Origin of the sequence: Phytoamicus setariae, assembly GCF_016722925.1 — a bacterium.
GTDB classification, from domain to species: domain Bacteria; phylum Pseudomonadota; class Alphaproteobacteria; order Rhizobiales; family Rhizobiaceae; genus Rhizobium_E; species Rhizobium_E setariae.
Window position 1 is genome coordinate 465,870 of record NZ_JAEQNC010000001.1, and the last position, 14,137, is coordinate 480,006.

Annotated in this window: 11 protein-coding genes; 2 read left to right on the forward strand and 9 right to left on the reverse strand. The window is 59.4% G+C overall.

What is annotated here, in order from left to right:
* Nucleotides 1-78: 78 nt before the first annotated feature.
* The 4 genes from JJB09_RS02225 to JJB09_RS02240 form a co-directional block, all read right to left on the reverse strand.
* Nucleotides 79-2,175, reverse strand: coding sequence for a putative bifunctional diguanylate cyclase/phosphodiesterase (locus tag JJB09_RS02225; RefSeq protein WP_201652383.1), 2,097 nt, complete (start codon nt 2,173-2,175; stop codon nt 79-81).
* A 158-nt stretch (nt 2,176-2,333) separates the two neighbouring features.
* Nucleotides 2,334-3,632 carry a flavin monoamine oxidase family protein gene (locus tag JJB09_RS02230; RefSeq protein WP_201652384.1) on the reverse strand — a complete coding sequence of 433 codons (1,299 nt, stop codon included), beginning with the start codon at nt 3,630-3,632 and terminating at the stop codon, nt 2,334-2,336.
* 151 nt (nt 3,633-3,783) lie between these two features.
* A complete protein-coding gene (locus JJB09_RS02235) occupies nt 3,784-4,269 on the reverse strand; it encodes a redoxin family protein (protein ID WP_201652386.1) in 486 nt (161 codons plus the stop codon).
* A 129-nt stretch (nt 4,270-4,398) separates the two neighbouring features.
* Nucleotides 4,399-5,211 (reverse strand): protein-disulfide reductase DsbD domain-containing protein, encoded by an 813-nt coding sequence (locus tag JJB09_RS02240; RefSeq protein ID WP_201652402.1) that lies wholly within the window; start codon nt 5,209-5,211, stop codon nt 4,399-4,401.
* Nucleotides 5,212-5,331: 120 nt separating this feature from the next.
* Between JJB09_RS02240 and JJB09_RS02245 the strand changes: the two genes are divergently transcribed.
* Nucleotides 5,332-5,940: a YqgE/AlgH family protein gene (locus JJB09_RS02245; protein WP_201652404.1), complete on the forward strand. Its 609-nt coding sequence runs from the start codon at nt 5,332-5,334 to the stop codon at nt 5,938-5,940.
* 11 nt (nt 5,941-5,951) lie between these two features.
* Here the strand turns inward: JJB09_RS02245 and JJB09_RS02250 are convergent, their stop codons facing one another.
* The 4 genes from JJB09_RS02250 to thrC are packed head-to-tail and all read right to left on the reverse strand — an operon-like array spanning nt 5,952 to nt 12,210.
* Nucleotides 5,952-8,804, reverse strand: coding sequence for an EAL domain-containing protein (locus tag JJB09_RS02250; protein ID WP_343228975.1), 2,853 nt, complete (start codon nt 8,802-8,804; stop codon nt 5,952-5,954).
* A gap of 56 nt (nt 8,805-8,860) precedes the next feature.
* Complete coding sequence (locus JJB09_RS02255) at nt 8,861-9,472, reverse strand: GNAT family N-acetyltransferase (RefSeq protein ID WP_201652406.1); 612 nt, start codon at nt 9,470-9,472, stop codon at nt 8,861-8,863.
* A 19-nt stretch (nt 9,473-9,491) separates the two neighbouring features.
* Entirely contained in the window at nt 9,492-10,793 is a 1,302-nt protein-coding gene (locus JJB09_RS02260) for a M16 family metallopeptidase (RefSeq protein ID WP_201652408.1), read from the reverse strand.
* 19 nt (nt 10,794-10,812) lie between these two features.
* A complete protein-coding gene (gene thrC / locus JJB09_RS02265; protein WP_343228973.1) occupies nt 10,813-12,210 on the reverse strand; it encodes a threonine synthase in 1,398 nt (465 codons plus the stop codon).
* A 244-nt stretch (nt 12,211-12,454) separates the two neighbouring features.
* On the opposite strand from thrC, the gene JJB09_RS02270 reads away from it, so the two are divergent.
* Complete coding sequence (locus tag JJB09_RS02270) at nt 12,455-13,030, forward strand: hypothetical protein (protein ID WP_201652412.1); 576 nt, start codon at nt 12,455-12,457, stop codon at nt 13,028-13,030.
* A gap of 282 nt (nt 13,031-13,312) precedes the next feature.
* On the opposite strand, the gene JJB09_RS02275 is transcribed toward JJB09_RS02270, so the two are convergent.
* Nucleotides 13,313-14,002, reverse strand: a complete 690-nt coding sequence (locus JJB09_RS02275) for an HAD family hydrolase (RefSeq protein ID WP_201652414.1) — start codon at nt 14,000-14,002, stop codon at nt 13,313-13,315.
* Nucleotides 14,003-14,137 lie beyond the last annotated feature (135 nt).

Consider the following 14,137-nt stretch of genomic DNA (forward strand, 5'->3'; position numbering starts at 1 on the left):
CTCAGCGTCGGGGCCTGGCATTCATCAATGCAAAAGGCGGGCGCCACGACGCCCGCTTTTTTCGTCGAAAGCCTCAATTCAGGCTGCCGCTGTCTCTGCGCTATCATCCGCATCACGCAGCTTGTTGAGCATGCCGGCCAACTTCTCCGGCGCTTCCAGGTTTTCCACTTCAATGGCCGAGACGATCATCGACAATGGCGCCGGCCTGCCAAGGAAATAACCTTGTGCCGATTGGCATCCTTCTTCGGCGAGAATTGCCAGCTGATCGCTAGTTTCGATGCCTTCGGCCAGCACTGGAATTTCCAGGCTGCGGCCGAGAGAGAGCACGGCACGGATGATGGAACGAGCCTGATCGCTGGTCTCGAGTTCGTTCATGAAGGTACGATCCAGCTTGATCTTGTCGAACGGAAAGGCACGCAGCGTATCGAGTGACGAGTAGCCTGTTCCGAAGTCGTCGAGCGCAATGGTGACGCCAAGCTTGCGGATTGCCTGAAGCTGCACCAGCGTCCGTTCCTTGTCGTGGATGATGGCGGATTCCGTCAGCTCCAGCTCCAGGTTTTCGGCGCGCATGCCGGTTTCGGCAAGAATGTCCTCGACAAGGCCGGGAAGGTTCGGATGCAGGAACTGGATGGGCGAGAGGTTGACGGCGACCTTGATCCCCAGTGGGGCGCATTGCTTGCATGCCATGCGCAGCACCCATTCGCCAAGCTGCAGGATAATGCCGTTCTCCTCGGCCAGCGGGATGAACTCGGACGGCGGTATGGCGCCACGTAGCGGATGGTTCCAGCGCAGCAATGCCTCGTAGCCGGTGATCACGCTGTCCGATATCGTCGCCTGGACCTGATAGTGCACTTCCAGCTGATTGTGCTCGATGGCATAGCGCAAATCGGCGGCAAGTTCCCGCTTGTTGCGGACATTTTCGTCCATGACGTTGTCGAAGAAGCAGATCTTGTCGGCGATCTCCGTCTTGGCGCGGTAGAGCGCCAGATCCGTGTAGTTGATCAGGGCGGACTTTTCTGTCGCATCATCCGGAAACACGCAGACGCCAATGCTTGCGCCAACGGAGAGTTCCTCTTCGCCAATCGTGAAAGGTCGGATCAACTCGTTGCGCAACCGGACAAGCAGGTTGCGCATGTCCAACGGATCGCTCAGGGGCAGGATGACGGAGAATTCGTCACCGCCGACGCGCGCCACGAACAGGCTGCCGTTGTCGAAGTCACGCATGCGCTGGGCCAGAATCTGCAGTGTGGTGTCGCCGGCCGAGTGTCCCCGCAGGTCGTTGATTTCCTTGAAACGGTCGAGATCGATCGCGGCAAGGGCAAATTTCTGGCCCTGCTTGCTGGCAACCTCTATCGATTCGTCGAGATGATCGTTGAAGGATGCGCGGTTGGCGAGGCCGGTCAGTGCGTCGCTCAGCGCCATATGACGGAGCTGGCTCATCGAGCGGCTGCGGGTCTGGTTGTCGATGAGGTAACTGGCGAGTACCGAACCGACGATGATGAAGCAGACGAGCGCGATTGCCAGCGCCATGGCCTGCATTTCCCCGGGATTGGTAAATCCCGGGGAAATGGACAGAGGTGTGATCTGAAGTGCGGTCATGCCGGTAAAATGCAGACTAACGATTGCCAGTGTCAGAAAGCCGACGGAGGCCGCTTTGCCGCGAACGCTGCCATAGAGATTGGCCACATGGAACGCTATGGACGTAATGCTGATCGCAAGCATGATCGACGCGATCAGATAAGTGCTGTTCCAATCGATGCTGCCCTCGATTACGTAAGCACGCATTCCGGTATAGTGCATGATCGCGATGGCCAGGCCGACCATGCCGCCACCGATTGCCGGCGACCAGCGCGTGCGGATGATACCCGCGACGATAAGCCCCGCCAATGAACCGACCATTGCCACGAGCAGAGAAATGACCGTCAGCACCGGATCAAACGCAACGGGCGTTCCAGGATGGTAGGCGAGCATCGCAACGAAATGTGTCGACCAGATCGAGGCGCCTGCTGCGACCGCAGCAAGGAACTGCCAGCCGAACGCTTCCCCGCCCGATGCAGCCTTGCCGCGCCGGAAGAGGCGGATGACTGACCAGCTTCCTGAAACGCAGATGAAAGCCGCGACGAGGACGAGCCACAGATTGTGCGCGTCCGTAATGCAATTAATGACTGAAATCATGGAGGGACTTGACTGGCCTGGTGGGTTACGCGGGCCAACTTCGGGAATTGGGATTGAAATACTATTAATTTAAGCATGAAGCATTTTGTATGATTAATATACAGTGACGGACTTAAACCTGCGACTGATGAAGTCCATCCTCATCACTCAAGGATGCGTTATTTGGAGACAGAAGCAGCCGTCCTGCTGCCGCGCCAGATGTGCAGCACGTCCTCGGCCGCCTGCCTGCCCGCAACAATGGCGCCTTCTATGTAGCCAGGGAAGGAAGGAGAGAGTTCCGATGCCGCAAAGCGGATCGAAGGCAGGCCCTGCAGGATCGTTGTTTCCGCATCCGTGGTCTCGACGTCGATGATGCTGTCGCTGTAGGCGCCGCCACTCCAGGCATCGTCCGTCCAATCACGGAAGCTGACATCCAGCGGCTTGCCGGCGTCTTCGCCGAGGGCGGAGACCAGCTTTTTCAGAATGAAGTTCCTGATGTCGGCGTCCTCCTTGCCATGCCAGTCGAGCGCAAGCGGACCGCCGATGAAAATCACCAGCGCACCATCATCCCGATTGCGGCTGACATCGCAGGCGTAGAGCCCCTCCGGCTCGCTCCAGATCACGGTCCCGCTCAGCTGCCTGTCTCGCCAGAAAGGTCTGGCATAACGCGCCAGCACTTTGATCACCGCACCACTGCCCCAGGCGGCAAGGGCGCGCGACAACTGGTTGGGGAGCGGAGGCTGGAAATCGAGCCGCCTTGCCATAACAGGGGGCAGGGCGATGATGGCCTGCCTGGCGGTGAAATGGCCGCCGCCAACGTCGACCTCCACGCCGTCGCCGGAATAGCGAACCTTTGTCACCGGGGCGTTGAGCACCACGCGATGGCCAAGTTTTGCCGCCAGATCTTCGGCAAGCGAGTGCATCGTCTCGGCCAGAAACAGCTCCAGCTCCGACTGGGTGTTGGTGATGCGCCGGTCGCTCGAAGCGAGATAGACGAAAGAGACGTCGTCCGGCGACCGACACCACAGTCCGTCGATCAACCTCAGGAAGCCATGCTTGGCTTCGTCGCTTGCATCCTGCCTGTTTGTCCACTCGGTCACCGTCAGCCTGGTAACGGATGGATCGTCGAGGTCCGTGTTGCGCGCCCGCTCACGCAGTGCATCCACTTCATCGTAGATGGCGTGGCCCTGTTCCAGCGGCATGGGCGGCTGGAAGACGACGTCGCCATCCACATAAGCGCGCACAAGCGTCTTGCCATGTGCCTTTGCGAGCGCCATCACCTCGGGCATGTCCTCGCAGAGGAATTGACCGCCGGTATCGACGCGCATTCCGTCAGGCAAGACGTGAGATTCCACCCGCCCTCCGACGCGCTCACGTGCTTCGAGCAGCACCACATCAAGGCCAGCCTCGGCAAGCGCTGTAGCGGCCGAGAGTCCGGTAAAACCGCCCCCGACAACGATGACATCATGTTGCGACATTCAAATTCCCCCTGCCGATCCAGCCTGATGGTATATATTGGCTGAACGTTCATTCAAAATAAAGGGGTTTTGATAGATTTTTCGCTGGCTTGAAGAACAACAGCTCCACGCGTGTCGCACGCGGGGAGCTGCATCGAATTCATTTCAGGGATTACAGTTGGCCCAGTAGCGTGGCCGCACCTGACGTTTCCGCCGTGCCAGGCTTGTCCTCGATATTCAGCTGGACGAGGGTCCCATCCTTGACCAGCATGGAATAGCGCTGGGAACGGATGCCAAGGCCACCGGCGGAAAGATCAGCCTCAAGCCCGATTGCACGGGTGAAATTGGCGCTTCCATCGGCAAGAAAGCGGATCTTGCCTTCGCCGCCCGATGCCTTCGCCCAAGCGCCCATGACGTGATGATCGTTGACGGCGATGACGGCGATTTCATCCACGCCCTTGGCGCGGAACGCGTCACGGTTTTCAAGGAAGCCCGGCAGGTGATTGAGCGAGCAGGTGGGAGTAAAGGCGCCGGGCACGGCAAACAGAACGACAGTTCTTGCCTTCAGGAAGTCATCGAGGTTGATGTCATGGACACCGTCCGCGGTCTTTTCTTTCAGGGTGGCTGCGGGGATCTTGTCGCCAATTGCAATCGTCACGCGGATTCTCCTATGCGTATGATTTTCGCCGACAGGAGTAGCCAATCGAGCCGCTTGCGTCCAACTGGATTCGCAATGCAGGGGCTTCGCCAGCAGAACTGATTGCAAATGGGATCAACCTGCTCTCGCTTAGTCGACCGAAAGCGTGGTTTCAATGGAACGCCCCGCGGCTTTCACCACCATCGTGACATTGGCCCCTTCGAGCGAGGTTGGCAATCTGGTGACGGGATAGCGAACGACGGTCTTTCCGTCGATGACCGATTGCTTCTCTTGCACACCGAGTTGCAGCCCTCCGGAAGGAGAGATCGCGATTTCCAAAGGGGCACCTTCGGGCGCGACAATCGTTGCCTCAAAATAGGTCTTGTCAGCCGTCAGGCCGGCTTTCGGCACGTCAAAACCGGGTGACGGCCGGTCCGGCAGTTCTGCCTTGGCCATCTGTATCTTCATGAACTCGTCGGCCTGGGGTTGGCTCGCATCCGCCAGAGGCAGGTTGAAGGTGGCCTGGAACGGCAGGCAGATATCTTTGCAGAGCCCGATCAGGATCGTCGCATCCAGTTCGGCAGGGTCCGCTGGCACGGGCTTGACAAGTTCGAGGACCAGGGTGACCGGCTTGTGGTAGCCAAGGAATCGGCCGCCTTCGTCATTGCCGATCTCGGGTGCGGGATAGGAAACCTTGACGAGCTTGAGATTGCGACCGGCGGAGAGATCGATCTGAGGTGCCAGACCCGCATCGCCGGGATTTTGCCAGTAGGTTTTCCAACCCGGAGCGGGGTCGATTTCGAGGATCGCGGTGATCTTGCCGTCGGCGCCATCCGACAGAGCCGATAGCCGGGCCTTGCCGCCTTCGGAATGAACCCAGTCGCTGACAGCCGCATGGGTGGGCACGATGGTGCTGGCGAGCATACAGAGCGTCGTTATGAGAAGAGTGCAGCGCGTTTTCATTCCCGCCTTCGTTTGTCGACAACGATGGAGCCTATTTGATACAATAAGCTTTCTACGAGAAAAGCGGCCGAATTGCATCTTCATCCTTTTCATTTCTCCGTGACTTGATAGGCTACCTTCATGGTCGATTTAAAGTCTTTGAAGAGCAAGGGCGAGCGTGGATTTCTTGACGGTCAGTTCCTGATCGCCATGCCGGGAATGGCTGACAGCAATTTTTACCGTTCCGTTGTCTATATTTGCGCCCATTCTGCCGATGGTGCCATGGGCTTCGTGATCAACCAGCCGCAGCAGCTGACCTTCGTGGATATCCTGTTGCATCTCAAGGTGATCGCCGACGAAGATGCCATTCTCCTTCCGGACGAGACGCGGGAATTCCCGATCCGCAAAGGCGGCCCCGTGGAGACGGGGCGTGGTTTTGTGCTCCACACCGACGACTATCTCACCCAATCCTCTATTCCGGTCAGCGAGGAAATGTGCCTGACCGCGACAGTCGATATCATCCGCGCCATGTCGCGCGGCAAAGGGCCGAGCAAAGCTGCGTTGATGCTGGGTTATGCCGGCTGGGGCGCCGGCCAGATCGAGGATGAGATCGCCAATAACGGCTGGCTGACATGCCCGGCGGACGAAGCGCTGATCTTCGACCGGGGGCTTGCGGACAAGTACAACCGTGCACTGGCCCTGATGGGTATCAACCCCGCCATGCTGTCGATGCAAGCGGGGCATGGCTGACAACAGCCCCTCTAGTTCCGCTTCATCAACGGGAAGCGTTCCTTCAGCATCCTGAGCACGGAATCGGCGCCGATCGGCGGCCCGAAATAGAAGCTCTGGCCGAACTGGCAGCCCATCTCGCCGAGCTTGATGGCGTCTTCCTCGCTTTCGATTCCTTCCGCCACCAGCGTCATTTCGAGCTCCGATGCCATGGAAATGATCGAGCGCAGCAGCACGTCGCGCTTTTCGCTCTTGTCGCGCACCAGCGTCCTGTCGATCTTGATCGTATCGAAGGGGAAGCGGGTGATGTAGCCAAGGGACGAGAAACCGGCACCGAAATCATCGAGCGCCAGGCCGACTCCCAGCTCGCGCAATTTCTCCAGCACCAGCCGTGACTGTTCCGGATTTTCCATGACGACCGTTTCGGTCAGCTCGAGCTTGATGCGCGAAGGCTCGGTGTCGGTGCGCGCCATCACCCGTCTGAAATCGTCGACAAGGCTGGAGTTGATCAGCTGCGCACTGGAGAGGTTGACCGAGACGAAGAACGGAACCTCGCCGGTTTGCGCGAGCCAGCCCGAAAGATCAGACGTGGCGCGCTCCAGTGCAAACAGGCCGAGATCGCTGATGAAACTGGAGCTTTCCGCGAGCGGGATGAATTCGCTGGCCGGGATGTTTCCCCGCTTTGGGTGGTCCCAGCGCATCAGAGCTTCGAAGCCGGCGATTTCGGCATCCTCCAGCCGCACGATCGGCTGGTAGACCATGGACAGTTCCTTGCGCTCAATGGCGCGGCGCAAATCGGATTCAAGTTGCAGGCGGTCGGAAACAGCCATGCGGAATGCCGGCTGGAATGGCTCGACCCGGTCACCGCCGGACTTCTTGGCGCGGTACATCGCCAGTTCGGCGTCATTCAGCATGCCTTCGCCGGTGGTGGTCTGATCTGTCCACGAGACGATGCCGATCGAGGAGGTCAGGATGATCTCCTGGTTGGCGAAGTTGATGGGCATGGACACGGCTTTTGCCACGGCGTCGGCGAAATCGGCGATGCGGGCGGGATCGGTCTCCGACACCAGCACGATGCCGAACTCGTCACCGGAAAGCCTGCCGAGTGTATCCTGCGGCAGGAGCAGCCGCCTCAGCCGGCGTGTCAGCGCGATGAGGATATTGTCGCCGGCCGCGATGCCCAGCGAGTCGTTGACCTGTTTGTAGCGGTCGATGTCGATCGTCAGCACGGTGGGGCGCATATTCTCGTCATGGGCGGCCAGTGACAACAGCGACTGCAGCCGGTCGAGGAAAAGCTGACGGTTCGGCAAGCCGGTGAGATTGTCGTTGAGTGCGTCGTTGAGCAGCCGGTCGATGATGTTTTTCTGTTCGGTCACGTCCTCGACGATGCCGACGCACCGGCTGATCTCGCCGTTTCCGGCCAACACCGGCCGTGCCCTGATCGAAAGCCAGTGATACTGGCCGTCTTCGGCGCGGAGGCGGAAATCGTGGCAGAGCCGGCCGCGTTTCTGCGCCAGCAGAATATCGAGCGTTGCGCGGAAGCGGTCGCGATCATCCGGATGCAAGCGTGGCAGCCAGTTGCGCGCCGGGCCATGCAGCGTCCCTGGAAGCGCGCCGAGGCGCTGGGCGATATCGGGAATGGTCGTCACCCGGTCGCGAGCGACGTCCCAGTCGAATATCGTGTCTCCCGAGCCGGTGAGCGCCAGTGACTGGCGTTCGAGATCGGAGAACAACCCCTGCTGGTAGGCGCCACCCGCGAATGCATGTTGCATCACGGTGAAAGCGATCAACAGCACGATCAGCACAAGTCCGAAAGCCAGTGCCGGCTGCACGATGTCGTTGTCAAGCTCGCCGGTCACCGCAAGCCATGCGCCGAACAGCCAGACCAGGATGACGATCCACGACGGAATCAGCAGGATCGCGCGGTCATAACGCCGGAAGCCGAGGAACACGATCAGCACCAACCCGACAATTGCGGTCAGCGCAAACGACAGCCGCGCGATGCCGGCCGCGATCGAGGGGTCGTAGATGGCGACCCCGAAAAGTGTGCCAAGGCCCAGCACCCAGGCCAGCGTCGCATAGGCGAGGTTCGCGTGCCATCGACTGAGGTTGAGGTAGGTGAAGAGGAAAATCACCAGTCCGGAGGCCAGCGCCACCTCCGCGCCAGCGCGCCAGACCCGTTCGTCCAGCGCATTGTTGCCGAACAATTGCTCGAGAAAACCGAAGTCGACACAGATATAGCCGAGCACTGCCCAGGCCAGTGCCGCCGTCGCCGGCAGCATGGATGTGCCCTTGATGACGAAAAGATTGGTGAGAAACACCGCCAGCAGGCCCGCGATGCCGAGCACGATACCACGGTAAAGGGTAAACGCGTTTACGGTATCCTTGTAAGCCTCCGGCTCCCAAAGGTAGAGCTGCGGCAGATTGGGCGAATTGATCTCGGCGACGAATGTGATGACCGCGCCGGGATTGAGCGTGATGGAGAAAATATCGGCATCATTGTTCTCGACCCTGTCGAGCGCAAAACCTTCGCTGGGCGTGATCGACTGGATGCGGTCGGAACCGAGGTCCGGCCAGAAGATGCTGGAGTTGACGAGACGATAGTGCGGCGCCACGATCAATCGTTCGAGCTGCTCGTCGGAGACGTTGGCGAGCGCAAAGACGGCCCAGTCGCCATTGTGATTCTTGGAACTGGCCCTGACTTCGATGCGGCGCACGATTCCGTCAGTGCCGGCGGCGGTCGAAACCTGGAATGCTTCGCCCTGGTTGGCATAGATCTCGGCAATTGCCGTAAGATCCAGTGCCTTGTCTTCTCGGGAGATTTTTACGGGTTCGATCGCATGGGCAAGCGATGGCAGAAGCAGGGCAGCCAGAAACAGCAATATGCGAACGCATACGCCAAGCGGGCCCAAGCCGGGGGCGTGCTCCTGATGTTGTGCTGTCAAATGCTTGAGGCCCCGTACTTGCTGTGCTTATTCGAGACGAGCGCATAGAGAAGATGATCGCGCCACTCGCCTCTTATCTTGAGATAGTCGTGCATGTATCCTTCGCGCCGAAATCCGGCTTTTTCAAGCAGGCGGATGGATCGTTCGTTCTCCGGAATACAGGCAGCTTCGATCCGGTGCAAGTTTAGCCGGTCAAAGATGTGGTGGACAGCAAGTTCGATCGCGGCCGTCATATGGCCTTTTCCCGCATGCCGCTCGCCCATCCAGTAGCCCACCATGCAGGATTGTGAAGCTCCACGCCTGATATGGCCGATGGTCAGGCCGCCGAGCAGCGTTTCCTGCTGGCGGGAATAGAGGAAGAGGGGCTGGGCGACCCCCGAGGCAAATTCCTGATTGCAACGGATGACACGCGAGCGGAACGAGCCTTCCGTCAAGGCGTCGGATTCCCAGGCCGGTTCCCATTTTTCGAGAAAGTTGCGACTCTCCGAGCGTAGCTTGTACCACTGCGGATAGTCGGAGTTGCGCGGCAGCCGGAAAAAATGGTCCGGACCCGAGATCTCTTCGACGGTCGCTTGCTTGGACAAGAAGCCGAAAACTGATCTTGCCATTCGCCAACCGCCGGAGGAGTTATTCTGCTGCCGTCTTGTGCGCGGTTGCCTGCGCAGCGCTCAGTGAAGACACGATATCACTGGTTGGTGCCAGCGCATCCACCGGACCGATTGCCGATAGCGTCGGCGTGGTATTGAAGAACAATCGTCCGGCGAGGTCAGTCAGCCGGTCAGTGGTGATATCGGACAGGCGCTGCATCAGCTCGTAGTTGGGAATCGGCCGGCCATAGAGCATCATCTGGCGGGCAAGCTGGCCCGCACGCGCGGCCGGACTTTCCTGGCCCATCAGCAACTGCGCACGAATTTGCGCTCTCGCACGATCAATCTCTTCCTGCCGGATGGACATGGAGGACTTTTTCAGCTCGTCGACGATAACGGGGATGAGCTCGGGAAGGTTGTCACCACCTGTGGCGGCATGAATGCCGAAGACTCCGGTATCCGAAAAGCCCCAATGGAATGCATAGACGGAATAACAGAGGCCGCGGATTTCCCGGACTTCCTGGAACAGACGCGACGACATCCCGCCACCCAGCACATTTGCCAGGATCTGCGAACAATAGAAATCACGCGCATGGTAGGCCTTGCCTTCGAAGCCGAGCAGCACCTGTGCGTCCATGAGGTCGCGGGCTTCGCGGATGTCTCCGCCGGTATAGCGGGCCGGCTCCATGATCAGTGGCGATGACGCCGTGGTCGGGAGGTTCTCGAACCGCTTCTCGACCTCGCGGACGAAGTCCTCGTGGCGAACGGCGCCAGCCGCGACCACGAACATCCGGTCGGTCACATAGTTTCGCGAGAGATAACGGCGGATTTCGTCGGGATTGAATGCCATCACCGATTCCGGCGTGCCAAGGATCGGCCGGCCAATCGTCTGAGCACGGAAAGCGGTCTCGGAAAACTTGTCGAAGACGATATCGTCAGGCGTATCGTTGGCTGCACCGATTTCCTGCAGGATGACACTTTTTTCGCGCTCAAGCTCGTCCACGTCGAAGGCCGAGTTCGTCAGGATGTCTGCGAGAATGTCGACTGCGAGCGGTACGTCGTCGCGCAACACGCGTGCATAATAGGAGGTTGATTCCGTCGATGTGGCGGCATTGACTTCGCCGCCGACATTTTCGATCTCTTCCGCGATCTGCCGCGCGGTGCGCCGCCCGGTTCCCTTGAACGCCATGTGCTCGAGCAGGTGGGCAATCCCGTGCTCCCCCTCGGCCTCGTTGCGCGATCCGGATTTGATCCAGACACCGAGTGCGACACTGTCGAGATTTCGCATCTCTTCCGTGACGACAGTCAGACCCGAGGGAAGCGTAGTGGACTTAACATTCATTTTAGTTATTGACGCCCGGTCAGCTCTTGATCCGGGCATTTTGGGCGATGAAGGCTTCCACCGTCTTTATGTCCGCATCCAGCACCTCGAAGCGCTCCTCCCTTTGCATAAGACCAGTGAGCCACGATGGCAGCGCGGGAGCAATACCGCAAGCTGATTCTACAGCCAAGGGAAATTTTGCCGGGTGCGCGGTGGCCAAAGTCACCATCGGCGCCTTGGGCTTTTCCTGTTTGTTGGCGACGAACACGCCTATGGCGGAATGCGGGTCGAGCAGGTAACCCGTTTCGGCGAGCGTGTTCTTGATCGTCTTGGCGACCTGCGCTTCGCTGACGCGATCAGCCCTGAAATCCTTGGCGATGGCGGCAAGCGCCTTCTTCTCGATCTCGAAAGCACCCGATTGCTTGAGGCCATCCATCGCGGAGCGGACCTTGGCGGGATCGCGGTCGTACACCTCGAACAGCAGCCGTTCGAAGTTCGAGGATATCTGGATGTCCATCGATGGCGAGGTCGTGGCCTTGACGCCCTTCATCTCGTAGCGGCCGGTCTTCAGCGTGCGGGCGAGAATGTCGTTCTCGTTGGTGGCGACCACCAGCCGCGAGATCGGCAGTCCCATCCGCTTGGCGGCATAGCCGGCGAAGATGTCGCCGAAATTGCCGGTTGGCACCGTGAACGAAATCTTGCGGTCCGGCCCGCCGAGCGAAATCGCCGAGGTGAAATAATAGACGATCTGGGCCATGATGCGCGCCCAGTTGATCGAATTGACCCCGGCGAGCTGCATCCGGTCGCGGAACTTGATGTCGTTGAACATCGCTTTGACGAGGTCCTGGCAATCGTCGAACGTGCCGTTGACAGCAATGGCATGGACGTTCTTGTGCTCCGATGTCGTCATCTGGCGCTGCTGCACCGGCGAGACCTTGCCATGTGGAAACAGGATGAAGATGTCGGTGCGGTCGCGGCCACCGAAGGCATCGATCGCGGCCCCGCCGGTGTCGCCGGATGTCGCGCCCACAATCGTTGCCCGCTGGTTGCGAACAGCCAGCGCGTGGTCCATCAGGCGGGCGAGCAACTGCATCGCGACGTCCTTGAAAGCCAGCGTCGTGCCGTGGAAGAGCTCGAGGATATAGGAGTTTGCCCCGGTCTGAACCAGCGGCGCTACGGCAGGATGCCTGAATGTGGCATAGGCCTCATCGATCATCCGCTTGAGTTCGTCGGCTTCGATTTCGCCGTTGACGAAAGGTGTCAGGACCGCAAATGCGATGTCCTGGTAGGTTTTGCCGCGCCAGGACCGGATTTCCTTTTTGGAGAACTGCGGCCATTCCCGGGGGATGTAAAGACCGCCATCCCGCGCCAGGCCTGTCAGGAGAACGTCCAGAAATCCGAGTTCCGGGGCTTCTCCCCGCGTCGATACGTACCGCACTTGCCTACCTCTGTTGCTGTCGATTGCATGCGAAAACAAGCCTATCAGCGGGTTGCGCCGCCGATTGTCCATTTTGCGTCCGCTGCCGCCCGTAAAATGGCTGAATCTTTGCCCTGACCAATCGATTTTTTATTTTGCGGCTGATATAGACCAACTCGCTGGGCCATGAAAAGGCCCGATTGCATGAGAAAACAACAGCTATATTCCGTGTTGGATTTATGAGTTAACAGGATGGGGCGACACAGTGTCCGGTAGAATTTTCCGACTTCTTGCTTCTCTTTCGATTGCTGCGTTCGTTGCTGGCTGCAGTTCCTCCGACATGAGCAGCAGCTTCAATCTCGGCAAGAAAACGGACGAGACGGCCCCTTCCAGTTCGACCCCGGTCGTTGTCCAGGGGTCATGCCCGCAGATCTACCTGCGCGAGGGCACGGCGATCTATCGCCAATATGCCAAGGGAACGAAGAAGGACCCGAGCGGCATGGCCGATCCGGAAAAGCTGGAGTTTCAGGCGACGCTCGACGGCACCACTCGTCAGTGCTTTCAGACCGCTCAAGGACTGAAAGTGACCGCAGTTGTGCGCGTTCGCGTCGTGCTTGGCCCGGCCGGCAAGGCCGGGAGCTATACGCTGCCGATCCGCGTCGCTGCCACCGATGGCGATCAGACGCTCTATTCCGAACTGACCAGGTTCCCGGTGACGGTGCCGGCGGGGCAGGGTAGCGGCCAGTTCATTTTCTCCAAGGACGACGTCGTGCTGCAAGGCGCGGGCGGCATGACGCGGCTGTTCGCCGGCATCGACGAAGGTCCGTACAATACGAAGTGAGATTGGCGAGGCTTGGAAACTTGCCCCGTCAGACGGCCCTTCTGACGACGTTCTTACCGTTGCGAAGACCATGTTAACTGGAAGCCAGTTCCTGCCACGAGTCATCCTCGGGCTTGACCCGAGGATCCACGATCACACGGGCCGCTTGCGTCATGGGCCCTCGGGTCAAGCCCGAGGATGACACCATTTGGAGTGATCGAAAGATCCCCTTCTTCTTCTCAGCGGAGAGAAGCTGGCCCAATGGCCGGATGGGACATGGCGACAGGCTGAACTGGGACTTGTTTACGCCAGTTCCGTCCAGTTCTTCAGCGCTTCCACCATCTGCGGCAGTTCGATCATCCGCGAGATCACGGTTTCGGCGCCCGCATCGGTCAGTCGGTCGGCATGCGTCGGATAGGTGTGCGATCCGCCGGTAAAGCCGATCACGCGCATCCCCGCTGCACGCGCCGCATGCACGCCATGCACGGAATCCTCGATAACCAGGCAACGCGAAGGGTCGACGCCGAACTGCTGGGCGCCATGCAGATAGATATCCGGCTTCGGCTTGGTGCGGTCTGGACCGAGATCCTTGGCGGAATAGATATGGCCCTCGAAATAGGGCTTGAGCCCCACCTTGGTCAGCATCATGTCCAACCGCTGCGACGACGAGTTCGAGCAGATGCAGCGCTGTTCGGTGATCCGGGCAAGGGCGGTGCGGACGCCGTCGATGATCTTTACCCGCCTTGCCAGTGTCTGGTCGAGGATCCTTTCGGACTTGTCGATCAGGCTGGCCGAAAGCGGCAGTTCCGATTCCTTCTCGATCGCCAGCAGGATGTTTTTCCAGTCGAGACCGGCAAACCGCACGCACATGTCCTCGGCGGTGATCTCGAAGCCGGAGTCGCGCAGAAGTTTGGATTCCACCTCCGCCGCGATGATTTCGGAATCGACGAGCACGCCGTCGCAATCAAATAGGATGAGGTCGATGCCTGACATTGGGGATAGGTCTCTCGGTGTCGGGGGAGGATGTGTTCAGTGCCGCTGACTACACGATGGAGCCCTTTCAGGCAATGCCGGCCGGCGCATAGTAGCCATTCGCAAAGGGTGGCAGACCTCTCCAGGCGCATCAGA

Excerpts from the sequence above, each read along its gene's own strand:
- JJB09_RS02255 (WP_201652406.1), bottom strand. The coding sequence starts at position 9,472 with ATGGCAAGATCAGTTTTCGGCTTCTTGTCCAAGCAAGCGACCGTCGAA.
- JJB09_RS02230 (WP_201652384.1), bottom strand. The coding sequence starts at position 3,632 with ATGTCGCAACATGATGTCATCGTTGTCGGGGGCGGTTTTACCGGACTC.
- JJB09_RS02225 (WP_201652383.1), bottom strand. The coding sequence starts at position 2,175 with ATGATTTCAGTCATTAATTGCATTACGGACGCGCACAATCTGTGGCTC.
- JJB09_RS02275 (WP_201652414.1), bottom strand. The coding sequence starts at position 14,002 with ATGTCAGGCATCGACCTCATCCTATTTGATTGCGACGGCGTGCTCGTC.
- JJB09_RS02240 (WP_201652402.1), bottom strand. The coding sequence starts at position 5,211 with ATGAAAACGCGCTGCACTCTTCTCATAACGACGCTCTGTATGCTCGCC.
- JJB09_RS02260 (WP_201652408.1), bottom strand. The coding sequence starts at position 10,793 with ATGAATGTTAAGTCCACTACGCTTCCCTCGGGTCTGACTGTCGTCACG.
- JJB09_RS02245 (WP_201652404.1), top strand. The coding sequence starts at position 5,332 with ATGGTCGATTTAAAGTCTTTGAAGAGCAAGGGCGAGCGTGGATTTCTT.